Raw genomic sequence first — 23811 nt, forward strand, 5'->3', positions numbered from 1 at the left:
TGACCGTTCCGGCCCTCATCCCGGCAAGCCAGCTCCCACAGGAACCGCACTCGCCTCGAGCGCGGTGCAAGTCCTGTGGGAGCTGACTTGCCAGCGAGAGGGCCGGAACAGGCAATACGCAATGCCGCACCTGATAAATGGCCTGACCTTTGGTCAGCCACCCGACCTGAGCGCATTTTTCATGTATGATATGCGCCCTTCCAAAAGCCTGACTGTCCGAGAACACCCCATGCAGCTCTCTTCGCTCACTGCGGTTTCCCCTGTAGACGGCCGTTACGCCGGCAAAACCCAGGCCCTGCGCCCTATTTTCAGCGAATACGGTCTCATCCGTTTCCGCGCCCTGGTCGAAGTCCGCTGGCTCCAGCGTCTGGCCGCCCACCCGCAGATCGGCGAAGTGCCGGCGTTCTCCGCCGAAGCCAACGCCCTGCTGGACAGCCTGGCCACCGACTTCAAGCTCGAGCACGCCGAGCGCGTCAAGGAAATCGAGCGCACCACCAACCACGACGTCAAGGCGATCGAATACCTCCTCAAGGAGCAGGCCGCCAAGCTGCCTGAGCTGGCCAAGGTCAGCGAGTTCATCCACTTCGCCTGCACCAGCGAGGACATCAACAACCTGTCCCACGCCCTGATGCTGCGCGCCGGTCGTGACGAAGTGCTGCTGCCGCTGATGCGTCAGATCGCCGACGCCATCCGCGCCCTGGCTCATCAGTACGCCGACGTGCCTATGCTATCGCGTACCCACGGCCAACCGGCATCGCCGACCACCCTGGGCAAAGAGCTGGCCAACGTCGTGTACCGTCTGGAGCGCCAGATCGCCCAGGTTGCCGCCGTACCGCTGCTGGGCAAGATCAACGGTGCCGTGGGCAACTACAACGCCCACCTGTCGGCCTACTCGCAGATCGACTGGGAAGCCAACGCCCGCGCCTTCATCGAAGACGAGCTGGGCCTGGTGTTCAACCCCTATACCACCCAGATCGAGCCGCACGACTACATCGCCGAGCTGTTCGACGCCATCGCTCGCTTCAACACCATCCTCATCGACTTCGACCGTGACGTCTGGGGCTACATCTCCCTGGGCTACTTCAAGCAGAAGACCGTCGCTGGCGAAATCGGCTCCTCGACCATGCCGCACAAGGTCAACCCAATCGACTTCGAGAACTCCGAAGGCAACCTGGGTATTGCCAACGCACTGTTCCAGCACCTGGCCAGCAAACTGCCAATCTCCCGCTGGCAGCGCGACCTGACCGACTCCACCGTGCTGCGCAACCTGGGCGTGGGCTTCGCCCACAGCGTCATCGCCTACGAGGCCAGCCTCAAAGGTATCGGCAAGCTGGAAATCAACACCCAGCGCATCGCCGCCGACCTGGACGCCTGCTGGGAAGTCCTGGCCGAGCCGATCCAGACCGTCATGCGTCGTTTCAACATCGAGAACCCCTACGAGAAGCTCAAGGAGCTGACCCGTGGCAAGGGCATCACGCCTGAAGCGCTGCTGACCTTCATCGATGGTCTGGACATGCCAGCCGAAGCCAAGGCCGAGCTCAAGCAGCTGACCCCGGCGACCTACATCGGCAACGCGGCAGCCCAGGCCAAACGCATCTAAGCTGAGCGTCGCGTACAACGCCCGGCTTGGCCGGGCGTTTTTATTCCCGTACGAAAATTACGTTTTTTCAATAGGTTGAACATGAATCCTGATACTCCACTGCAGCTGCTCGGCGGCCTCACGGCCCGCGAATTCATGCGCGACTACTGGCAGAAGAAGCCCCTGCTGGTGCGCCAGGCGTTCCCGGACTTCGAAAGCCCTATCGACCCCGACGAGCTGGCCGGCCTGGCCCTGGAAGACGAAGTCGAGTCGCGCATCGTCCTCGAGCACGGCGCGCACCCATGGGAGCTGCGCCGGGGCCCGTTCGAGGAGGAAACCTTCGCCGAGCTGCCGGAGAAGGATTGGACCCTGCTGGTGCAAGCCGTCGACCAGTTCGTTCCGGAAGTCGCCGAGCTGCTGGAGCACTTCCGCTTCCTGCCAAGTTGGCGTATCGACGATGTGATGATCAGCTTCGCCGCCCCCGGAGGCAGTGTCGGCCCACACTTCGACAACTACGACGTGTTCCTGCTGCAAGGCCACGGCCAGCGCAACTGGAAGATCGGCCAGATGTGCAACAGCGACAGCCCGCTGCTGCCGCATGCCGACCTGCGCATCCTCGCCGAGTTCGAGCAAAGCGGCGAGTGGACCCTGGAACCGGGTGACATGCTGTACCTGCCACCGCGCCTGGCCCACTACGGCGTGGCCATGGACGACTGCCTGACCTACTCGGTAGGCTTCCGCGCCCCGAGCGCCGCTGAGGTCCTGACCCACTTCACCGACTTCCTCGGCCAGTTCCTGCCCGACGAAGAGCGCTACAGCGACGCCGACGCGGAGCCTGCCAGCGACCCACACCAGATTCAGCACGATGCCCTCGACCGCCTCAAGGCGCTGCTCGACAAGCACATGGGCGACAAAGACCTGCTGCTGACCTGGTTCGGCCAGTTCATGACCGAGCCACGCTATCCGGAACAGGTCGTCGGCGAAGAGTTGTCCGAAGACGAGCTGATCGAGGCCCTTGAAGACGGCGCGATCCTGATCCGCAACCCGAGTGCACGCATGGCCTGGTCCGAGCTCAACGACGACCTGATGCTGTTCGCCAGCGGCCGCAGCTGCCCGCTGCCGGGCAAACTGCGCGAACTGCTGAAACTGGTGTGTTCCGCCGACGCGTTGCATATCGACAACCTTGACCAGTGGCTGCAGGACGAAGATGGCCTTATGCTGGTACAGCAGTTGGTCAAACAAGGAAGCCTGGGGTTTGCCAATGAATAAGATCAGCGTTCGCCTGGCCGACTGGCACAAAGACAACGCCGATATCCGCCGCATTCGTGAGGCGGTATTCGTCGCCGAACAGCACATCCCGCCGGAGCTGGAGTTCGACTCCGAAGACCAGGACGCCCTGCACTTTCTCGCCCTGGAAGGCGACTACCCGATCGGTACCGCCCGCCTGCTGCCCGACGGCACCATCGGACGCATTTCAGTGCTCAAGGACTGGCGCGGACTGAAGGTTGGCGATGCGCTGATGAAGGCCGTGATCGCCGAAGCGCAGAACCGCGACCTCAAGCAACAAATGCTCAGCGCCCAGGTCCATGCCACCCCCTTCTATGAGCGGCTGGGTTTCCGCGTGGTCAGCGAAGAGTTCCTCGAAGCGGGTATCCCGCACGTGGACATGGTCCGCGATTCGCGCGCCTGATGCACAACCGGCAGCGGCCCTATCACGGGTTTACCCGCGAAAGGGCCGCTGCCGGCCAAAGACATGCCTGCCCGACACAAAAACCTGTACATCCATCCAGATAAAGCTTGCCTGCGCGCCCTCGCTTGCGCATCCTAGTGCCCATCTTTCCCGATGAAGCGTTCCCGGCCATGCGCCTGTTCCTCTGTGAAAAACCCTCTCAGGCAAAAGACATCGCCAAGGTGCTAGGTGCCAATCGCAAGGGCGACGGCTGCTGGCAAGGCACCGATGTCTGCGTGACCTGGTGCATCGGCCACCTGCTTGAAACCGCACCGCCCGACAGCTACGACGCTCGCTACAAACGTTGGAACCTGGCCGACCTGCCGATCATTCCGGAAAAATGGAAAATGCTGGTCAAGCCCAAGACCGCCAGCCAGTTCAAGGCGGTCAAGCGCCTGCTGGGAGAAGCCCGGGAGCTGGTGATCGCCACTGACGCCGACCGTGAAGGCGAGATGATCGCCCGCGAGCTGGTCGAGCACTGTCGTTATCGGGGTCCGATTCAACGCCTATGGCTGTCGGCCCTGGACGATGCGTCGATTCGCAAGGCCCTGGCCCGGCTGCTGCCGGGCCAGGACACGTTCAGCCTTTATCACTCGGCACTGGGCCGCTCGCGGGCCGACTGGCTGATCGGCATGAACATGAGCCGGCTGTTCACCCTGCTCGGTCGCCAGTCCGGCTACCAGGGCGTACTGCCGGTAGGCCGTGTACAGACGCCGACTTTGCGTCTGGTGGTCGACCGCGACCGCAGCATCGCCGACTTCGTACCCGTGCCGTTCTGGTCCATCGACGTGCAGCTGGAACACGCCGGCCAGCACTTCAACGCCCAGTGGCGCGCTCCAGAGGATGCCTGCGACGATCAGGGCCGCTGCCTGAACCCGGCATTGGCACAACAAGCCGCCGCCGATATGGGCAACTCAGGCACCGCGCAGGTGCTGAAGGTAGCCACTGAGCGCGTGCGAGAAGCAGCGCCCCTGCCCTTCGACCTTGGCACGCTGCAGGAGCTGTGCTCGAAGAAGTTCGGACTCGGCGCCCAGGAAACCATCGACATCGCCCAGGCGCTGTATGAAACCCACAAGCTGATCACTTACCCGCGCAGCGACTGCGGCTACCTGCCCATGAGCCAGCACAGCGAGGCTCCGGCAATCCTCGCCGCGCTACAACGCGCCGACGCCAGTTTGGCCCCCTTGCAGCCATACCTGACGCCCCAGCGCCGTTCACGGGCCTGGAACGATGCCAAGGTCAGCGCTCACCACGGCATCATCCCCACCGCGGCCGCCAGCGACCCGTCCCGCCTGCCGGCCAAGTACAAGGCGGTCTACACGCTCATTCGTGCCCGCTATCTGGCGCAGTTCCTGCCCAATCATGAATTCGACCGCACCCAAGCCGAATTCGATTGCGCCGGCCACGCGCTGCGTGCCGTGGGCAAGCAGATCGTCGAGCCAGGTTGGCGCCGCGCCCTCCCCGAGGCACTGACCCCGAACAAAGGCCGCGAGGCGCCACCGGCCCAGGTGCTGCCAGTCCTGTCTGAAGGCCAGGTGTGCAACGTGCACGATGTGCAACTGAAGGATCAATGGACCCAGCCCCCCAAACCCTTCACCGAAGGCGACCTGATCAAGGCCATGAAGAACGTCGCCAAACTGGTCGACGACCCTCGCCTGAAACAAAAGCTCAAGGAAACCACCGGCATCGGCACCGAGGCGACCCGTGCCAGCATCATCCAAGGCCTGCTCGACCGCGGGTACCTGGTGAAGAACGGCAAGGCGCTGAGCGCCACCCCGGCAGCCTTCAGCCTGATCGACGCCGTCCCCCGCGCCATTGCCGACCCCGGTACCACGGCGATCTGGGAGCAGGCCCTGGACATGGTGCAAAGCGGCGAAATGAGCCTGGAGGAATTCGTCGCGCGGCAATCGGCCTGGATGGGCAAGCTGGTGCAGCGCTGCAGCGGCATGCAACTGACCATCAGCGGACCGGCGGCAGGCAAGGCAGCGACACCGTGGAAGAAGAAGCGCCGGAGCAGCGGGAAAGGCAAAGCGAGCGCTGGCAAACCGAAGCAGCCTCGGCGCAAGGCATCGACATAGCCGGAGGATTGATCGTTGCCTCCTCCTCATCGCCACCCTGCGTAAGAGCGGTAGCCGCGAATCTCCCATAAAAGAAAGCTGGCGCCGTGAAAAAATAATGCTACATTTTCATGAAAATAAGCACTATGAATTTCACGAGGCATCTGCATGTTCAAGCAATCCGCCCAGCATATTGCCAGCTACTACGCCCAGACCTTCCCCACCCCCATCCCCTTGCGCCCTACCCTGCAAGGCCAGCATGACACCGATGTAGTGATCGTTGGAGCTGGCTTCAGCGGCCTGCACACTGCCCTGCGCCTGGCCTTGGTCGGTAAGCGCGTGACCTTGCTCGAATCCAGTCGTGTGGCATGGGCTGCCTCCGGGCGCAACGGTGGCCAGGCATTGCTGGGTTGGTCGTGCGACATGCCGCCGCTGGAAAAATCCCTTGGCACAGAACGCGCACGTCGGCTGTGGGACAGCATGTGCTGGGCGGCAGAAGAGATGCGTGAACTGCCCCTGCGCCACGGTTTCGACATCGACTACCGGCCCGGCAGCCTGTGGGCGGCGGTACTGCCTCGCCGTGTGAAGATGCTGGAAGAAGCCCTGCACGAGGCCGAAGAAAAATGGGGCTACGACGGCTTGCGCCTGATTGGCCGCGACGAGCTGGCGCAGTGGATCGGCAGCCCGCGCTACCAGGCTGCGCTGTACGACGGCAAGGGCGCGCACCTCAACCCGCTCAAGCTCGCCCAGGGACTGGCCATTGCCCTCGAAGCCGCGGGCGGGGGCATCTTCGAACAAAGCCAAGTGGTCGACTACCAGCAGACCAACAACGGTTATCGCGTCCGCACCGAGCGCGGCGAAGTGCGGTGTGACGTGCTGGTGCTGGCCTGCAATGCCTACATCGACCGCCTCGACCGCACGCTCTCACGCAGGCTGTTGCCAGTGGGCTCGTACCAGGTCGCCACCGCGCCGCTTGACCCTGCACTTGCCGCATCGCTGCTGCCGCGCAACAGTTGCGTGATCGACAACCAGTTCGTCCCCGACTATTTCCGCCTCACCCCGGACCACCGCTTGCTGTTCGGCGGTGGCTGCACCTACCTGGGCGGCATACCCAAGGACGTGGCCAGCGCCACCCGCCCCTACCTGGAACGGGTCTTTCCTCAACTGACGGGCGTGACCATCGACTACGCCTGGGGTGGCCATATCGACTGCAGCATGCGGCGCACCCCGGACGTTGGCCGGGACGGCCAGCGCTACTGGCTGCAAGGTTTTTCCGGCCATGGTGTGCTGCCGACCCTGGCGGCGGCGAAAGCAGTCAGCGATGCGATCCTGGGTGACGATGACCTGTTGGCACTTTACCAGGGCATCGACAATGGCCGCTTTCCCGGCGGCGACACCCTGGCCGCGCCCCTGGAGGCAGCCGCCAAGGCGTGGTACCGGCTGCGGGACCATTTCTGAAGCGAGGCTGGCACATGAACATGCAGGATGAGATCGAGGGGCTTGCGATTCTGGTACGTGACCTGCGCAAGCACCGTGGCCTGACCCTTGACGACCTGGCGGCGAGGATCAACCGCTCGGTGGGCTTCCTCTCCCAAGTCGAGCGCGGGCTGTCGCGCCCCACCGTCGCCGACCTGACCGCAATCAGTGAAGCACTGAAGGTACCTACCACCTACTTCTACCACGTCAGCAAGCCCAGGGCGCTGGACTGGGTCACCCGCCCGGACGAGAGACGTACGCTGTATTACGCCGCCGGCATCACCGACGTACTGGTATCACCCAAGCTCAACGGTGGGTTCTCGATGCTGGACAGCCACCTGGCGCCAGGCGCCAGCAGCGGCGATGGGCATTTGAACGACAGCGCCGAACAAGGCGGCTTCGTGCTCGAAGGGGAGCTCACCTTGTGGCTCGATGGCCACGACCAAGCCGTCACCCTGCGCCCCAACGACAGCTTCCAGCTCCCCCCGCACAGCCAGTTCCGCTACGCCAACCTGTCCGACCGGGCGACCCGCGTGCTCTGGGTATTCCGATAAGTCACCGCCCCAAAATCTTCTATGCCTGGCGAAATCTCTCCTATTCTCAATGGTTCATTCGACTCTGCCTGATACACCCCTACGGAGGAGAAACAACCATGAGCTACGTAACAACCAAAGACGGCGTTCATATCTTCTATAAGGACTGGGGGCCGCGCGATGCACCCGTCATCCACTTCCACCACGGCTGGCCACTGAGTGCCGACGACTGGGACGCGCAAATGCTGTTCTTCCTCGCCAAAGGCTTCCGAGTGGTCGCCCATGACCGCCGTGGCCACGGACGTTCCAGCCAGGTTTGGGAGGGCCATGACATGGATCACTACGCCGCTGACGTGGCTGCGGTGGTCCAGCACCTGGGTATCCAAGGGGCTGTCCATGTCGGTCACTCGACAGGCGGCGGCGAAGTGGTGCACTACATGGCCAAGTACCCCCAGGACCCGGTGGCCAAGGCCGTCCTGATTGCCGCGGTACCCCCGCTGATGGTGAAGACGCCGGCTAACCCGGGCGGCCTGGACAAGTCGGTGTTCGACGGTTTCCAGGAACAGGTGGCCAGCAACCGTGCACAGTTCTATCGCGATGTCCCGGCCGGACCGTTCTATGGCTACAACCGGCCTGGCGTACAGGCCAGCGAGGGCGTCATCGCCAATTGGTGGCGCCAGGGCATGATCGGCAGCGCCAAGGCCCATTACGACGGCATCGTCGCCTTCTCGCAAACCGACTTCACGCAGGACCTCAAAGGCATCAAGCAACCGGTACTGGTCATGCACGGCGATGATGATCAGATCGTACCCTATGAAAACTCAGGGCCGAAGTCGGCAGAGCTGCTGCCCAACGGCACGCTGAAAACCTACAAAGGCTTCCCCCATGGCATGCCTACCACCCATGCCGACGTGATCAATGCCGACTTGCTGGCGTTCATCCAAAGCTGACGTGGCGGCCCTGCACGGGGTCGGGCTAGGCCCTGGCACCTGAACGCCGGCACCTCTGATGGGGCCGGCTTTCAGCGCTCAGGCTGCCGCTCAGAGGAAGGTAAAGACGGTCGAGGCTGGCAGACGCGACTTGTTCAACCCCGCATTGAAGTCTGCGTCGCTGCGATAGCCCAGGCTCAGCACCACCACGCTGGTGAAACCGCGCTCACGCAGGCCCAGCTCGGCGTCCATGACCTTGCTGTCGAAACCCTCGATCGGCGTGGCGTCCAGGCCATGTGCGGCGGCACCGAGCAGCGCGGTACCCAGGGCCAGGTAGGTCTGCTTTTCCATCCAGTGCTGCAGGTCTTTCTGATCGTATCGGTGCAGATTCACATAGTGGCGGCGGCTCTGGTTCTGCGCGGCGCGGGCCTGCTCGTCACGGAATCGACCATTGGCCGCTTCCTGATCGAGCACGGCATCGAGGTGCGCTTCGGTCATCTCGGTGCGGGTGCAGAAAACGATGACATGGGACGCATCGAGGATCTTTGGTGTGTTGTACGCAAACCCTCCCACCGTGCTCTTGGCCAAACGCGCCTTGCCTTCGGCGCTGTCGGCAACGATGAAATGCCAGGGTTGCGAGTTCACCGACGACGGGCTGTGACGCAATTGCTCAAGCAGCGCGTCGATGGTGGCCTGTGGGATCTTGCGCGAGGCATCGTAGGCTTTGGTGGTGTAACGGCGTTTGGCGAGCGCAACGGTATCCATGAATCGACTCCTGGTGGTGGCACGGGTTTGCCACGCATCTTATCTGTCCGTAGAAAAAGAAAAACAGGCACAATGCAGCAACACTTTCATCTTTGGAGTGAAAATGCTGCGTATCGCTGATCTGGAATTGTTCGTTCGCAGTAGCGCCTTGGGCAGCTTCACCGCTGCCGCCCAGGAGGCCGAAGTGCTGCCCGGGCAGGTGGCCGCCGCCATCAAGCGCCTGGAGCGCGAACTGGACGTACGTCTGTTCGCCCGCACCACCCGCAGCCTGCGGCTGACCGCCGAGGGTGAGCTGTACCTGCCCACCGCGCATACCGTCCTGGAAAGCCTGCGCCAAGGGCGGGACAACCTGCACGGCGCCCACAGTAGCCTGCGCGGTGTGCTACAGGTATCGGCGCCGTCGGACCTGGGCCGCAACATGTTGTTGCCATGGCTCACGGAGTTTCGCCGCGAACACCCCGACCTTAACTTGCGCATCCTCCTTTCCGATCAGCTCGCCGACTTCTACCGCGACCCGGTCGACGTGGCCATCCGCTATGGGACCAACGACGATGCCAACTACATCGCCTTGCCTCTGGCGCCTGCCAATCGCCGTGTCGTGGTCGCCTCGCCGGCCTATCTGGCCCACCATGGACGGCCGACCACACCCGAGGCGCTGCATCACCATGCGTGCCTCCTGTACCCACAACAAGGCCGGGTCTATGACAAGTGGCGCCTGGGAGATCGCACAGTACAGGTCAAGGGTTCGCTGTTCAGCGACGACGCCGACCTGGTCAGGCGCTGGGCGCTGATGGGCGAAGGCATTGCCTATAAATCGTGGCTGGATGTGCGTGCCAATGTGGCCGCCGGCGAGCTGGAGGTCCTGTTGCCCGACCACCCTGGTGAACCGACGCCGGTGCCCCTGGTATGCCCGCACCGCAAACAGCTGTCGCCTGCGGTTTCTCGCCTGCATGTGTGGTTGCGTGACCGGTTCGCGGCGCTGGACCCGCGATGACCTGACTTTCTGCACAAATGTTCTAAGCCGGGGCAGGACCTGCGAGTTACAGTGGCAAGCCTATTTCCACAGCAGCACCCGGCCATGAGCAATTGGATCGACCTCAAGCAGGACGCCGACACCGGCATCGAGTCGGTGCGTGCGCACTTCACCGGTCACGCCTACGACCCACACTGGCACGACACGTACCTGGTCGGGGTGACCGAGCAGGGTGTGCAACAGTTCAAATGCCGCCGCGAGCAACACAACAGCACGCCTGGGCAGGTGTTCTTGCTCGAACCCGGTGAATTGCACGACGGCCACGCGCCCACCGATGACGGCTTTACCTACTCGACCTTGTACCTGGACCCGAACTGGCTGGAAGCCGAAATGCGCGCGCTGTTCGGACAGGCCCCGGCCGGCTGCCTGCCCAGCTTCAAAGGCACGCTTTGGCGCGACGAGCACCTGTCCCTAGCCACGTTCCGCGCCTTCCAGGCATTGCACGGCGAAGAATTGCGCATGGTCCGCCAGACCGCTACGGATGACCTGCTCAGTTGCCTTACCCGGCACCTGCACTGGCGCAAACGGATCAACCCCGACCCGCGCCTGCCCCTGGTCGCCCAGGTGGCCCGCGACTATCTGCATGCCCATCTTGACCAGGACATCGGCCTGGACGACCTGGCCCATGTCTGTGCTGTCGACCGCTTCCGCCTGACCCGCGCCTTCAAGGCTGCATTCGGCCTGGCGCCGCACGCCTACCTGATCCAGCTGAGGGTGGCCCGTGCCCGGCGCCTGCTTGCCAAAGGCCAGACGCCAGCCGAAGTGGCCTCGACCTTGGGTTTCGCCGACCAGAGCCATCTCGGCCGCTGGTTCCGCCGCGCATATCGACTGACCCCGGCCGACTACCGTCGACGTTGCTCAAAGCTTCCAGACTGAAGCACCGCTGACAGCGAGGATGGTGCTCCGATTCATTGGAGTACTCGTCATGTCGTCGTCCCTGTTGCCTTTCATCCTCTTTGCCCTGGTCGCCAGCATCAGCCCAGGACCGACCAACCTGCTGATCCTTGCCCACAGTGCCCGCCTGGGCCTGCGAGCCAGCGTGGCGCCGATCGTAGCGGGGTGTGGCGCGGCCGCAGGGGTGGTGCTGATGGTCGGCCTGGGTTTGGGTGATTGGCTGACTCGCCACCCCCTCGCCCAGCAGTTGATGAGCTGGGCTGGAGTGATCTGGTTGAGCTGGCTGGCGTGGCAGATGCTGCGCAGCGCTGACGAACCGCTGCACAGTCTCACTGGCAAGCCCTTCAGCGCCTTCAGCGCTGCGTCGTTGCAACTGGTCAACCCAAAGGTGTGGATGATGGCGGTGGCGGTGATCGGCGTGTTCGCCGCGCCGTCACTGCCAGTGTGGCAGTTGGCGCTGGTGTTCCTGCTGGTTGCCCTGCCGTGCATGACCGTCTGGGCGATGCTGGGCGTGGGGAGCGCCCGCTGGTTGCATTCGCCGCAGCGGCTGCGTGGGTTCAACCGGGGACTTGCCGGGTTGTTGCTGGTGTCGGCAGGGTTGGCTGTCCTGGGTTGAGACTTACGCCCTCATAGCCGGCAAGCCGGCTTCAACCGATGCGGTGATGCCTTTACAGGAGTGCTCAGGCCCCCAGCGCTTCCCGGAAGCGCCGGGTGCTGGCCAGCGCCAGCAGCAACCCCGCCACGGCTACGCTACCGCCCACCAGGCCGATGTCCGCCACGCCCATCTGGCTGCTGACGATGCTGCCCAGCAGCGCCCCACCACCAATGCCGATGTTGTAGATGCCAGAGAACAACGCCATGGCCACGTCGGTGGCGTCGGAGGCCAACTTCAGGGTCTTAGATTGCAGCGCCAGACTGAAACTCAGGATCGCCACGCCCCAGAACATGCTCAACGCCGCGAACCCATAGAAGTTGCCCGACAGTGGCAGCAACAACAGCAGGCAAGCAGCCAGCAGGCTGATCGAGCCAATCAGGAAGCCATGGGGGAAGCGGTCGCTGTAACGGCTGAACAGCAGCGAACCGAACACGCCAGCGCCACCGAACAGCAGCAGTACCAAGGTGGTACGTTCGCCGCCGATCTGCGCCACATGCAGGGCGAACGGCTCGATGTAGCTGTAGGCGGTGAACTGCGCGGTAATCACCAAGGTCACCAACAGGTAGGTGATGACCAGCGCTGGACGCTTGAACAGAATCGGTAGGCTGCGCAGCGAGCCGGAGTTCTGGCTGGGCAACAGCGGCAACGACTTCATCAGGCATAGCATGGTCGCCAGCGCCACCCCGGCGATGCTGAGAAAAGTGGTGCGCCAGCCCAGCGCCTCACCCACCACGCGGCCCAGCGGAATGCCCAGCACCATCGCCAGTGTGGTACCGGTGGCCAAAAGCCCCAAGGCCTTGGCCTGCTGCCCCGGTGGCGCCACACGCACCGCCAGCGATGCGGTGATGGCCCAGAACACGGCATGGGCCAAGGCGATACCGATCCGGCTGACCAGCAACATGGCGAAACTCTGCGCCAGCCACGACAACAGGTGGCTGACGATGAACACCGCGAACACCATCAGCAGCAGACGCCTGCGCTCGATGTTGCGGGTCATCAGCATCATCGGCAACGACGCCAGCGCCACCACCCAGGCGTAGATGGTCAACATCAGCCCGACTTGCGCGGTGGTCATCTCGAAGCTGCGACCGATGTCGCTGAGCAATGCCACCGGGACGAATTCGGTGGTGTTGAAGATGAAGGCCGCCAATGCCAGGGCAATGACGCTCAACCAGCTGCCATTACCCGTAGTGGTGGGTAGGTGGGTAGGAATGGGTCCGTTCATGGGTGGATATCGTTACTCCGGAAACGAGGCAACAGTCGGCGCGCCTGGCACACGCGGGCACGGTGCTGACGTACGGTCTGTTATTGGAAGGAATGCCGGGCATGGTACGCGTCAGCCCAGCCCCTCACAACCACAGGCGTCCCAGATTCATCGCGCCGACCTGGGGTTCGATCAACCCTGCAGCGTCGCCATGTCGATGACGAACCGGTACTTCACATCACCGGCGATCATCCGCTCGTAAGCCTGGTTGATGTGACGAATATCCAGCAGCTCGATGTCGCAGCGGATATCGTGCTCGGCGCAGAAGTCCAGCACTTCCTGGGTCTGGGCTATACCGCCGATCAACGAGCCAGCCAGCACCCGACGCTTCAATACCAGGTTGGCCGCATGCAGCGCCGGGTCTACCGGTTCGATCAGACCGACCAGGATGTGCACGCCGTCGAACCTGAGGGTTTCCAGGTACGGGTTCAGGTCGTGCGGCACCGGGATGGTGTCGAGCAGGAAATCGAAGCGCCCGGCGGCAGCACGCATCTGCTCAGCATCGGTGGACACGATCACATGGTCGGCGCCTTGGCGGCGCGCCTCCTCGGCCTTGGCCTGGGAGCGGGTGAACAGCGTCACTTCGGCACCCAGCGCCTTGGCCAGCTTGATGCCCATGTGGCCCAGGCCGCCCATGCCGAGAATGCCGATCTTGTGGCCTGGGCCGACGCCGTGGTGCTTGAGTGGCGAGTAAGTGGTGATACCCGCGCACAGAATCGGCGCGGCACTGGCCAGGTCCATGCCCTCGGGAATACGCACGACGAAATGCTCGTCGACCACGATGCTGTTGGAGTAGCCGCCCATGGTATTGCTGCCGTCCACCCGGTCGGGGGTGGCGTAGGTCATGGTCGGGCCTTCCAGGCAGTACTGCTCCAGATCCTTGGCACAGGCTTCGCAGTGACGGCAGGAATCGACCATGCAGCCGACGCCGACCAGATCGCCCGCCTTGTACCGGGTAACATTCGCCCCCACGGCGGTCACCCGGCCGATGATTTCGTGGCCCGGCATCAGTGGATAGACTGCGATGCCCCATTCGTTGCGGGCCTGGTGGATGTCCGAGTGGCACACGCCACAGTAGAGAATCTCGATAGCGACATCGTCCGGGCGTGGGCTGCGACGTTGGAAGGTCATCGGCGCGAGGGGGCTGGTGGACGTCTGGGCGGCGTAACCGATAGCGGTGTACATACGGTACCTCATGGGAAGTGAAACGATTCAGGCGACGCATTCTGCGCGCCTCGAATCGCTGAGCCCACAACCGATTCTCCGGCATCCATGCCTGATTCTACGGAACTAACAGCCAAGCTCTGGCGCTAGACCGTCAATCTGCGATGATGCGACTGTCTGATTCTCTGCCCTGGTTCCTCATGCAACTGACCCGCCACGTCGACGCCAATGCCACCCTCTGCGCCCTGATCCGCAGACTGACCACACGCCCCGGTTTCGTACCCACCGCCCTGCCCCAGGTGAACGTCCTGAGCTGGGACCACTACGTGGCCAGCAGCCCGCAGATCTACGAGCCGAGCCTGATGATCCTGGCCCAGGGCAGCAAGCTTGCTCGCCTTGGGCCACGCACGCTGGAGTATGGCGCCGGCCATTACCTGGTGCAGGCGCTATCGGTGCCCTTTATGTGCGAAACCTTTGCCACTCCCGATGCGCCTCTGCTTGGCGTAGCCGTGGACATCGACCGCGCGGTGCTCGGTGAGCTGGTGCAAAGCATGGACCTGCCCCCCGACGCCACAGTGCAGGCGCAAACTCCGCAGTCGATGACGTCGGCGGCTTTGGATGCGCCGATGCGCGACAGCGTCGAACGCCTGCTGCAGTGCCTGCAAAACCCGCTGGACGCCAAGGTTCTTGGCCCGGCACGGGTACGCGAAGTGCTCTACACCGCCCTGCGCGGCCCCCAGGCCAATGTCCTGAGGGCACTGGTCGAACAGCAAGGTCACTTCGCCCGCATCGGCGCGGCCCTGGCCCACTTGCGCGAGCATTACACCGAGCCACTGAGCGTCGAAGACCTGGCGGCGTGCGCCAACATGAGCGTTTCGACTTTTCATGAGCATTTCAAGCGTTGCACCGACATGGCACCGATGCAGTACCTCAAGCGTCTGCGGCTGCTCAAAGCCCAGCAAATGCTGATCGGCGAAGGCCTTGGAGTGGCGCAGACAGCGCACCGGGTGGGGTACCAGAGCACCTCGCAGTTCAGCCGCGAGTACAAACGCCAGTTTGCCCGCAGTCCAGGGGACGAAAGTGGCCGCCTCCTGTCATACCCCGTTTAGTGCGTCATTTCTGAGGCAGCCATTTCGCGACGCCAGGCCGCGCCCACCGTGCTCTACAACAACGGCCACTCGGCCAGCGGCCAGTAGCGCCCCTTGCGTGACTCGTACAAGGTGAAATGCCGGGCCGCGATAAAGAACTCCGGGGCCACCGTCGCTTCAGGCAGCTGCCCGCGAAAATCCCGGGACAAGGTAAGGTGCGGCCGGTACTCGCGTGCCTGCTCCTGGAACCCCAGGGGCAGCAGTGCCTGCTGCAGGCCATACACCAGCTGACGGATCCCCGCAGGCGTTTCCTGAGGCTCCAACACCAGTGCATTGGCGCGGTTCCAGACCTGCAACCGGTCAAGCAGCAACCGCAGCGGCGCCTCGGGCCGCGCCAGATTGTCTACCACGGCGCAAATGGCAGGCACCTGTGCGGCGTCCACATCGCCAAGAAACAACAAGGTCAGGTGGAAGTTCTCGCTGGGCACCGGCTTGCCACTGCGCAGGTTCAGACCGCGCCGCCATTGGGCAATGTCACTGCGCTGGCTGCCTTTTACCGGTAGTGCGAAGAACAGTCGCTTGAACGGGGCGCCACTTGGGCGAACATCCTGGGGCATGGGATCTCCATAGGGCTGAATCCACTTGAAACGTTTGCGCAAAGCATGGGCCATTACACCTAAGTCGTCCTGATTTCACGTAACAATAAGTACAAAGTCCCTACATGATTGTTTATGCTGGCGTGCTAATGCCATGTCGCATGGCCATTTCTTCGACAAGTAAACGTCCATGAAAATTGCACTCGTACTCCTTTTCGTCTTCTCGATCGCCTATGTTCACCTGCGCGGTCGGGTACGCCACAAGCTGACCCGTCAGCTGGGCGACCACTCCAGTTTCCTCGCCCCGATCAATAGCTTCCTCTACCTGTTCTCCAAGCATCCAGCCAAGCCCTACCTGCCGGTCGAGGCGTTCCCGGAACTGCAACCGCTCAAGGACCACTGGCAGGAAATCCGTGAAGAGGCCCAGCAACTGCTGCATGCCGGTGCCATCAAGAAATCCGAGAATTACGACGACGTTGGCTTCAACTCGTTCTTCAAGACCGGCTGGAAGCGCTTCTACCTGAAGTGGTACGGCGAAAGCCACCCCTCGGCCATGAGCCTGTGCCCACGCACCACCGAGTTGCTCCAAGGCATCGGCACGGTCAAGGCGGCGATGTTCGCCACCCTACCGCCGGGTGCGAAACTGGTGCGCCACCGCGACCCCTACGCCGGCTCCTACCGCTACCATCTGGGCCTGGATACACCGAACGACGACGGCTGCTACATCGATGTGGATGGCGAAAAGTATTCCTGGCGCGATGGCGAAGCGGTGGTGTTCGACGAAACGTACATCCACTACGCCGCCAATACCACCGATCACAACCGCATCATCCTGTTCTGCGACGTCGAGCGTCCGCTCAAGTACCGCTGGGCGACCGCCTTCAACCGCTGGTTCAGCCGCAATGTCATGGCCGCCGCCGCCGCGCCGAACACCGCCAACGACAAGACCGGCGGCATCAACCGTCTGTTCACCCGCATCTACCGGATCCGTGAGCGCGGCAAGGCGCTGAAGAAGCGTAACCGTACCCGCTACTACCTGGAAAAGTGGGCCGTGGTCGCGGCACTGCTGCTGGTGTTCATCTATATCTGAAGGCTTGGACTACCCTGAAAGCTCCTGCCCAAACCCCAACAAGGTGAAGACGATGAGCATGATGGACTGGGACGCCTACCGTAAGCAGTTGATGGCCGGCATCGGCGATCTCAAGCAACTCTCCCCCGACACCGTGGCCGGCTACATGACGGCCAGCGGTGCGGGTGCCAAGACCAACCACCTGGACGCCAAGACTCGCGAGTTGATCTCCCTGGCCGTGGCGGTCACCACCCGCTGCGACGGCTGCATCGCCGTGCACTCGCAGCAAGCCGTCAAACACGGCGCCACCCGCGAAGAAATCGCCGAAGCCCTGGGCGTGGCCGTCGCCATGAATGCGGGTGCCGCGCTGGTCTACTCGGCCCGGGCACTGGATGCCGTTGGCAAGGCCGACAGCTGAGGCCTGGCGGCGCCGCCCTTGCGCGACGGCGCCGCGTTACTCAGACTGGGCACCTCAGCCCTTGCAGGAACCCGCATGATCCACATCCGCCCCATGACGCCCGAAGACTTCGAGCGCTTCTGGCCAACCTTCCAGGCCGTCATCCAGGCCCGCGAAACCTACGCCTACGACCCTGCCCTCACTTTCGAACACGCCCGGCAACTGTGGCTGGAACTGCCCCTGCATACCCTGGTTGCCGAAGCGAACGGCGAGGTGCTCGGTTCGTATTACCTCAAGGCCAACGCGGCAGGTCCCGGCGCCCATGTGGGCAACTGCGGCTATATGGTTTGCGAAGCCGCCCGCGGGCGCGGCGTGGCGCGGATGATGTGCGAGCACTCGCAAAAGCTGGCACGCCAGGAGGGCTTCCTGGCCCTGCAGTTCAACTCGGTGGTGGCCAGCAACGAAGTGGCCGTGGCGCTGTGGCGGAAACTGGGTTTCGAAACGGTCGGTCGCCTGCCCAAGGCCTACCGCCATGCCCGTCTTGGGCTGGTGGATTGCCTGGTGATGTACAAATGGCTGGCCGACGAACCGGTGGTGGAGAAACCGCCGCTGCTGATCGGGCGCAAGAACATCGAAGCCCGCGTATCACGCCGCCGGGGTCGATAGCGCCATCGGCAATACCGCGCAATCCATTGACGCAGAGCCGTTTCGATGGTCAGATGCGCGCCAGTTTCAGGTGCCCTGCGCCGCCGCGCGCAGGGTGAAACGGGAAGCCGGTGAGTCGAGCTACACGACAAGTCCGGCGCTGCCCCCGCAACGGTAAGCGAGCGAACCCTTCGAAATACCACTGTGCAAACGCATGGGAAGGTGAAGGCTTCACGACCCTCGCAAGCCCGGAGACCGGCCTGGAGCTTCACTTGGCAACCCGCGGTGGGCGGGCGCAGGCCGGTTTGCGCGTGCGCGCCTGCGTGCGTGGCTCACCTTTGCGTGTTTTCCACCGGGATCCATTCATTCCTGCAGCCGTGGAACGACATGTCCCGTATTTACAAGCTTCACACACTGGCGGCCTGCCTGGCCGTGACTTTTCCTGCCCTGGCCGACGAACGAAGTGCCCTGGCCCTGCCCTCCACGGCCATCACCGGCACCCACGATGACGCCGCCGTGGACCTCGCCACCCCGACCCAGGCTGGCTCGCGCCTTAACCTCAGCGCCCTGGAAACCCCGGCCAGCACCAGCAGCATCAGCGCACAACAGATCCAGCAGCGCAACAACCTCACCGTTCAGGATGCAGTCAGCCGCTCGCCCGGCATCTCCTTCATCGGTACCCCAGGCGACGGCGGCACCGGTCTCTCGGCCAGGGGCTTTACCGGGCATGGATCGGTGATGACCCTGTTCGATGGCACACGCCTGTACACGGGCGCGGGCACCCAGACTTTTCCGGTAGACCCGTGGCTGGTCGAGCGTATCGACGTGATCCGTGGCCCGGCCTCGGTGCTGTATGGCGAGGGCGCAACCGGCGCGGTGGTCAACGTGATCCCCAAAAAGCCATTCAGCGGCCAGGTGCAGAACCATCTGCGCCTGGGCTATGGCGCCTGGGACCGTCAGCAACTGGGCCTGGACAGCGGCGGCAGCATCAGCGAGCGCCTCAGCTACCGGGTGACCCTCAACCGCCAGGCAAGCAACGGCTGGGTCGACCGCACCGACTCGCGCAGCCTGGCCCTGGGCGCCGCGTTGCGCTTCGACGCCAACGACGACCTCAGCTTCACCCTGGCCCACGAGCGCGGCGATGCCGAGCCGGCCAACGACTTCGGCACACCCTTGATCGACGGCCACTACCGCTCCAGCCTGCGCAAGAAGAACTACAACATCGACGATGACGTGCAGCGCTACCGTGATGCGTGGACTCGTTTCACCACCGACTGGACCCTCAGCGACCACCTCAGTGCCAGCAACCAGCTCTACTACATCAAGAGCCGCCGCCATTGGCGCAATGCCGAGGCCTACAGCTGGGATGCCGACCGTGACCAACTGCTGCGCCAGAGCTACCTGCAGATCAAGCATAATCAGGAGCAGATCGGCGACCGCCAGACCTTCACGCTCGACCACCGCCTGTTCGGCTTGGCCAGCACCACCCTGGTCGGCGCCGAGTACAACAAGATTCGCTTCAACGTCGACAGCAACTCACCCTACGACGATGTCGGTGGCGACTACGTCGACCCATGGCACCCAACTGCGGCGACGTTCCACAGCAACTCGCCGCTGCGCCCGCAGACGCTGTCCACCACCCACACCTTCGCCCTGTTCGCGGAAAACCGCCTTCGGGTCACCGAGCGCCTCTCGCTGGTGACCGGCGTGCGCCGCGACCAGAACCATATCGACCGCGACAACCTGGTCGACGGCACCCGCAGCGACCACAGCCTGCAAGGCGGCAACTGGCGCGCCGGGCTGGTGTTCGCAGTGAACGATGACCTGTCCCTGTACGGTCAGTACGCCACCAGCGAGGACGGGGTGAACGATTTGATCAGCCTCAGCCCCGGCCAGATGCACTATGACCTGACCGAGTCGAAACAGACCGAACTGGGCCTCAAGCAACGTTTCTGGGAGGGGCGCGGCGAGTGGACCCTGGCGGCTTACCACATCGTCAAGAAAAAGCTGCTGGTGGACGACCCTGTCAGCCACGACAAACAACAAGCCGGCCAGCAGACCTCTGACGGGCTGGAGGCCAGCCTCGAACTGGCCTTGCCCCACCAGTGGCAGGTCTCGGCCAACGCCGCCGTGGTTCGCGCCACGTACGACGACTTCGATGACGTGGTCGGTGGCGTAACCCAGGACCGCGCCGGCAACCGCCCGGCCAACGTGCCGCGACGCACCGCCAACCTATGGGTGAGCAAAGGCTTCGGGCAGGCCGTGGAAGCTGGGCTGGGCTTGCGCTACGTCGACCAGCGCTACGCCGACAGTGCCAATAGCCTTCAAGTACCCGGCTACACCGTGGTCGACGCCAACCTGGGCTGGCAGGTGGTGCCGGACGTACGCCTGGGCTTGCAACTGAACAACCTGTTCGACCGTGACTACGTGTCCTCGGCCTACAGTGGCGAACAATGGCTGATGGGCACACCCAGGTCGTACTTCGCCACGCTGGACTACCGTTTCTGACCGCAGTCCCTCGACGTGACGCCAATGTCCGCCTCGCGGGTCGCCCACGTCGGCGATGATAACCCTACTGCATCCAGGGTGGCGTCGGTTCCACCGCGTTGAGCGGCCCGTGCTCCGCCTCGGCACGAGCCGCTCGGCGACGGGCATCGTCGAGCCGTGCGGCATCGATCTCGCGCAGCACGCCCTGGACGTCGGCGTCGTACTCATCGTCCTCGAACTGCCCGGTCAACGGGCTGTCGGGGCGTAATTCCCCGGCCTCGTACAGGGCCCACATTTCCTCTGCGTAACGGGTGCGCTTGAGCTCTGGTGCGAAGTGCCCGAAATAGCTGGCCATGTTCGCCACATCACGCTGCAGCATGCTGAAGGCGTGGTTGTTGGCGGCGGCGTCCACCGCTTGCGGTAGGTCGATGATCACCGGGCCTTGCGGCCCGAGCAGCACGTTGAATTCCGACAAGTCGCCATGCACCATGCCGGCACAGAGCATCAGGACGATCTGGCGGATGACGAAGGCATGGTGCTCGCGGGCTTCTTCCGGCTCCAGGTGAACATCGTTCAGACGTGGTGCAGCGTCACCGTCGGCGTCGGTCACCAGCTCCATCAGCAACACACCATCCTGAAAGTCGTAGGGCTTAGGCACCCGCACACCGGCATTGGCCAGACGGAACAACGCGGTCACCTCGGCATTCTGCCACGCGTCCTCGGCTTCCTTGCGGCCATACTTCGAGCCCTTGGCCATGGCCCGAGCCTGGCGACTGTTGCGGACCTTGCGGCCCTCCTGATACTCGGCGGCCTGGCGGAAACTGCGCTTGTTGGCCTCTTTGTAGACCTTGGCGCAGCGGATCTGCCCTGCGCAGCGCACCACATAGACGGCTGCTTCCTTGCCGCTCATCAATGGCCGCAGTACTTCGTCGACCAGTCCGTCTTCGATCAGTGGTTCGATTCGTTTTGGCGTCTTCATCAGGCTGGGTTCTTGGGTCCTGGCTGGCCGATCGGCCGGAATGGACATCCTCTCACAGGCTGATGCGTATTGCTTGGTTGTCTGCTACTGGCCAATCGCTGGCGTGCTGGCGCCTGCCGGGGGGGCCCCTACGTCGTCGGCGACCACCTGCCAACTGTCATCCGGATCGAAGCGCTTCATGGCCTTGGCCTCTGCCTCCCCATTCGGCCCAAGGTCCTTCTCGAACACCTGGCCGTCATGGCTGATCATGAAGCTCATCACGCCGGTATCGTTGTACTTCGCAGGCCAGGCGATCAAGGCAAAACCACGGCTCATCTGGTTGCCGATCAGATAGCTGTAGGCCCCACCCGGTGCCGAGGGTCCCTGGCCGTCGAGGATGCGGAAGTGATAGCCATACCAGTCGTCGCCCATCACGTCATTGCCGAACAGCGGCCCCAGCGGACTGACCTGGCCGTCGTTCTCGTCTTCCCAGAACAGCCCGTCATGCTTGCCTGGGGAACTGAAGATCTTTTGCGCGTATTCCAGCGCGCCGTTGCCGTTGCGGTCCTGGGAGGCGTACTCCATCTGTGCGTCGTGGTACGCCAGCACGGACTGCAGCGCGGCCAGTTCATTGCGACCAATGCGCCGTGCTCGAATTTCGGCGCTGCCGGCCTTCAGGTCGAACGTCCAACCCTGCGCGCCTTTTACCAGCGGGATGGGCAACGTCCAGTGCTGGCTGCCCACCGCCAGAATCGCGTTACGGTCTCCTTGCGCCTGGACACGGTGCTGCTCGCGGTACTGCTGCAAGAACGCGTCGACATCGCTGCGCTGCACACCCCCGCGGGGAATATAGGTACGCCAGTCATCCCCAAGAAGCTGCGCCAGACGCGCCTCATCGGCGTGCGTTTCGCCCAATGCCGCAACGAACGCCTCCACTGCCTTTTCCGGTGTGGGGAATGCCTGCTGCGCCATGGCCAGACCCGACCAGGTCAGGCCCAATGCCAGTACCGCTGCCTTTGCATTCATCGACGGCCTCCTGCGCTACGGCGCACGCCTGCACTGGAGGGCCGGGAAATCTGGTGCCCGGCCGCCCGCGAGGCATTGGGCCGCTGGGCGAAGCTCTGGCTGGTCCGCCCGCGGGTGGCTTGCAGGGTGCTGCGCGACGGCGAGCGAACCCCTTCGAAGGCATTGTTGCGCGCTCGTCCGGCGCTACGCTGCTGCAGGGCCCGCCCTTCACCAGGCCGGGCTTGGCCGGCGTCCCGGGTGTTGCGCAGTTCCTGCCTGCGATCATGGGCACGTGGCGCGTCCTGCCGTGCCTGCACCCGGTTACCCGGGCTGTTGCCCGCCTGCACCTCGCGTACCCGGTCGCGGGCTTCGCGATTGCTGGTGGCCGGGCGCTCGATGCCATGGCGATCCATCGACGCCCGGGCCTTTTCCCGCGCCTGCGCCCGCTGGGCATCGTCACCACGAAAAGCCGTGCGCTGGGCGGCACCGTCGAGCTGGCGGCCAAACTGCTCACGGCTACGGCTGTCTCGGTAAGGCACCCCGTCACGGTGCACGGCGTTGTGCTGCCATTTGTTCTGGTTGTTGGTGATGCGGTTGTTGGCGTTGATGTTGTTGTAGCGATTGACGTCGATGTCGATGTCGTTGTCGCCCCAGTCGCAATCACCCCACAGCGAATCGATGATCGCCACCCCCGCCCCGAACGCCAGCCCGGCGATCAGGGCGGAGCCAGCGTAATACAACGGCGATGGCGGGTAATAGACCGGTGGCGAGGCCGGGTAGGCCCAGGTGCCATAAGTCGTGCTCGGGTTGTAGCTGGGCACGTACACCACCTGCGGGTCGGCTGGCTCGATGATGATCGTGGTCGACGATGAACTGGCCGCTGGGGATGCACTGCCAGTGGCGGGCGCCGCCTGGACCGTCACGTTCTGGTACTGGTTGCTTTGCAGGTTGCCGGCGGCCTGGGCCTGGTGGCGCAAGCGCTGGACGCTGTTCATCACATCGTCGGGCTGGGCGAGGAACGCATCCCCCAGACGCTGCACCCACACCGGGTCCTGGCCAAGCGTGACGAGCACCTGAGGGAAGGCCACCAGTGCCTGAACACTGGGGTCCCAGGATTGCTTGGCCACTTGCCTCACAGCCTCGTCGCCCTGGGCCTTCGGATTGGCCTTGGACCAGGCCACCGCCTCGGCGACTTCGCCGGGGTAAGTGGCGGCCATCAGTACCTGGGCCAGCAGCGCGTCGGGGTAAAGCGCGAGGGGAGCGAGCATCTGGTCCAGTTGCGCCTGGGTGAACACCGCGTCCTTAGTCGCAGCTGCCGGCGTCGCAGGTTCAGGCGCTGGGGGATCTGCAGCCTGCAGGCGGTTGGGCAGGACGTTCAGGCACAGCACCATCGACACAACACAGCACATTGGAATGCGCATGGCATTTCCCCATGTGTTCGGCTTGCGTGAAAGGAGTGAACCGCCACTGGGCAGTTGGAGCGTGAAT

The 23811-nt window shown here is 63.7% G+C and carries 22 protein-coding genes and 1 riboswitch; of the genes, 15 read left to right on the forward strand and 7 right to left on the reverse strand.

Annotated elements, in window-relative coordinates; all coding sequences use genetic code 11:
- The first annotated feature begins 229 nt into the window (after positions 1-229).
- The 7 genes from purB to P3R38_RS15285 all read left to right on the forward strand — a co-directional run bounded on the left by purB (position 230) and on the right by P3R38_RS15285 (position 8324).
- A complete protein-coding gene (purB, locus tag P3R38_RS15255; RefSeq protein ID WP_104882355.1) occupies positions 230-1600 on the forward strand; it encodes an adenylosuccinate lyase in 1371 nt (456 codons plus the stop codon).
- Positions 1601-1681: 81 nt separating this feature from the next.
- Positions 1682-2848, forward strand: a complete 1167-nt coding sequence (locus tag P3R38_RS15260; protein ID WP_277686384.1) for a cupin domain-containing protein — start codon at positions 1682-1684, stop codon at positions 2846-2848.
- Entirely contained in the window at positions 2841-3269 is a 429-nt protein-coding gene (locus P3R38_RS15265) for a GNAT family N-acetyltransferase (RefSeq protein WP_023381103.1), read from the forward strand. The genes P3R38_RS15260 and P3R38_RS15265 overlap by 8 nt, the downstream gene beginning before the upstream one ends.
- A gap of 170 nt (positions 3270-3439) precedes the next feature.
- Positions 3440-5386: a DNA topoisomerase III gene (locus tag P3R38_RS15270; RefSeq protein ID WP_277687225.1), complete on the forward strand. Its 1947-nt coding sequence runs from the start codon at positions 3440-3442 to the stop codon at positions 5384-5386.
- 147 nt (positions 5387-5533) lie between these two features.
- Positions 5534-6823 carry an FAD-binding oxidoreductase gene (locus P3R38_RS15275; protein WP_277686385.1) on the forward strand — a complete coding sequence of 430 codons (1290 nt, stop codon included), beginning with the start codon at positions 5534-5536 and terminating at the stop codon, positions 6821-6823.
- 14 nt (positions 6824-6837) lie between these two features.
- Positions 6838-7395 carry an XRE family transcriptional regulator gene (locus P3R38_RS15280; protein WP_023381106.1) on the forward strand — a complete coding sequence of 186 codons (558 nt, stop codon included), beginning with the start codon at positions 6838-6840 and terminating at the stop codon, positions 7393-7395.
- A gap of 98 nt (positions 7396-7493) precedes the next feature.
- A complete protein-coding gene (locus P3R38_RS15285) occupies positions 7494-8324 on the forward strand; it encodes an alpha/beta hydrolase (RefSeq protein WP_023381107.1) in 831 nt (276 codons plus the stop codon).
- A 90-nt stretch (positions 8325-8414) separates the two neighbouring features.
- On the opposite strand, the gene P3R38_RS15290 is transcribed toward P3R38_RS15285, so the two are convergent.
- The gene (locus P3R38_RS15290) at positions 8415-9068 is read right to left on the reverse strand and encodes an oxygen-insensitive NAD(P)H-dependent nitroreductase NfsB (protein ID WP_023381108.1); all 654 of its coding nucleotides are present in this window, start codon (positions 9066-9068) and stop codon (positions 8415-8417) included.
- 103 nt (positions 9069-9171) lie between these two features.
- On the opposite strand from P3R38_RS15290, the gene P3R38_RS15295 reads away from it, so the two are divergent.
- The 3 genes from P3R38_RS15295 (at position 9172) to P3R38_RS15305 (ending at position 11611) form a co-directional block, all read left to right on the forward strand.
- The gene (locus P3R38_RS15295) at positions 9172-10062 is read left to right on the forward strand and encodes a LysR family transcriptional regulator (protein WP_277686386.1); all 891 of its coding nucleotides are present in this window, start codon (positions 9172-9174) and stop codon (positions 10060-10062) included.
- 84 nt (positions 10063-10146) lie between these two features.
- Positions 10147-10977 (forward strand): AraC family transcriptional regulator, encoded by an 831-nt coding sequence (locus P3R38_RS15300; protein ID WP_277686387.1) that lies wholly within the window; start codon positions 10147-10149, stop codon positions 10975-10977.
- A gap of 49 nt (positions 10978-11026) precedes the next feature.
- On the forward strand, positions 11027-11611 hold the full coding sequence (locus tag P3R38_RS15305; RefSeq protein ID WP_027907082.1) for a LysE family translocator: 585 nt from the start codon (positions 11027-11029) through the stop codon (positions 11609-11611).
- A 64-nt stretch (positions 11612-11675) separates the two neighbouring features.
- On the opposite strand, the gene P3R38_RS15310 is transcribed toward P3R38_RS15305, so the two are convergent.
- Complete coding sequence (locus tag P3R38_RS15310) at positions 11676-12875, reverse strand: sugar transporter (RefSeq protein WP_027907083.1); 1200 nt, start codon at positions 12873-12875, stop codon at positions 11676-11678.
- Between the two features lie 171 nt (positions 12876-13046).
- Positions 13047-14099 (reverse strand): vanillin reductase, encoded by a 1053-nt coding sequence (calA, locus tag P3R38_RS15315; RefSeq protein WP_023381113.1) that lies wholly within the window; start codon positions 14097-14099, stop codon positions 13047-13049.
- A 179-nt stretch (positions 14100-14278) separates the two neighbouring features.
- Here calA and P3R38_RS15320 point away from each other — a divergent pair, with 179 nt between their 5' ends.
- Complete coding sequence (locus tag P3R38_RS15320; protein WP_104881588.1) at positions 14279-15187, forward strand: AraC family transcriptional regulator; 909 nt, start codon at positions 14279-14281, stop codon at positions 15185-15187.
- Between the two features lie 53 nt (positions 15188-15240).
- On the opposite strand, the gene thpR is transcribed toward P3R38_RS15320, so the two are convergent.
- Positions 15241-15783 carry an RNA 2',3'-cyclic phosphodiesterase gene (thpR, locus tag P3R38_RS15325; protein WP_277686388.1) on the reverse strand — a complete coding sequence of 181 codons (543 nt, stop codon included), beginning with the start codon at positions 15781-15783 and terminating at the stop codon, positions 15241-15243.
- A gap of 169 nt (positions 15784-15952) precedes the next feature.
- On the opposite strand from thpR, the gene lpxO reads away from it, so the two are divergent.
- The 4 genes from lpxO to P3R38_RS15345 all read left to right on the forward strand — a co-directional run bounded on the left by lpxO (position 15953) and on the right by P3R38_RS15345 (position 20381).
- On the forward strand, positions 15953-16852 hold the full coding sequence (gene lpxO, locus P3R38_RS15330; protein ID WP_023381116.1) for a lipid A hydroxylase LpxO: 900 nt from the start codon (positions 15953-15955) through the stop codon (positions 16850-16852).
- A gap of 52 nt (positions 16853-16904) precedes the next feature.
- Positions 16905-17249, forward strand: coding sequence for a carboxymuconolactone decarboxylase family protein (locus P3R38_RS15335; protein ID WP_027907085.1), 345 nt, complete (start codon positions 16905-16907; stop codon positions 17247-17249).
- Positions 17250-17324: 75 nt separating this feature from the next.
- Positions 17325-17894 (forward strand): N-acetyltransferase, encoded by a 570-nt coding sequence (locus tag P3R38_RS15340; protein ID WP_023381118.1) that lies wholly within the window; start codon positions 17325-17327, stop codon positions 17892-17894.
- Between the two features lie 51 nt (positions 17895-17945).
- Positions 17946-18152: riboswitch (cobalamin riboswitch) on the forward strand.
- Positions 18153-18260: 108 nt separating this feature from the next.
- Positions 18261-20381 carry a TonB-dependent receptor gene (locus P3R38_RS15345; RefSeq protein ID WP_277686389.1) on the forward strand — a complete coding sequence of 707 codons (2121 nt, stop codon included), beginning with the start codon at positions 18261-18263 and terminating at the stop codon, positions 20379-20381.
- A gap of 64 nt (positions 20382-20445) precedes the next feature.
- Here the strand turns inward: P3R38_RS15345 and P3R38_RS15350 are convergent, their stop codons facing one another.
- The 3 genes from P3R38_RS15350 to P3R38_RS15360 all read right to left on the reverse strand — a co-directional run bounded on the left by P3R38_RS15350 (position 20446) and on the right by P3R38_RS15360 (position 23744).
- Entirely contained in the window at positions 20446-21339 is an 894-nt protein-coding gene (locus P3R38_RS15350; protein ID WP_023381120.1) for a PA4780 family RIO1-like protein kinase, read from the reverse strand.
- A gap of 84 nt (positions 21340-21423) precedes the next feature.
- The gene (locus P3R38_RS15355) at positions 21424-22344 is read right to left on the reverse strand and encodes a DUF2950 domain-containing protein (protein WP_277686390.1); all 921 of its coding nucleotides are present in this window, start codon (positions 22342-22344) and stop codon (positions 21424-21426) included.
- The gene (locus tag P3R38_RS15360; protein WP_202675436.1) at positions 22341-23744 is read right to left on the reverse strand and encodes a DUF3300 domain-containing protein; all 1404 of its coding nucleotides are present in this window, start codon (positions 23742-23744) and stop codon (positions 22341-22343) included. The genes P3R38_RS15355 and P3R38_RS15360 overlap by 4 nt, the downstream gene beginning before the upstream one ends.
- Positions 23745-23811 lie beyond the last annotated feature (67 nt).

Source organism: Pseudomonas sp. NyZ480, assembly GCF_029537255.1.
In the GTDB taxonomy this organism is placed as follows: domain Bacteria; phylum Pseudomonadota; class Gammaproteobacteria; order Pseudomonadales; family Pseudomonadaceae; genus Aquipseudomonas; species Aquipseudomonas taiwanensis.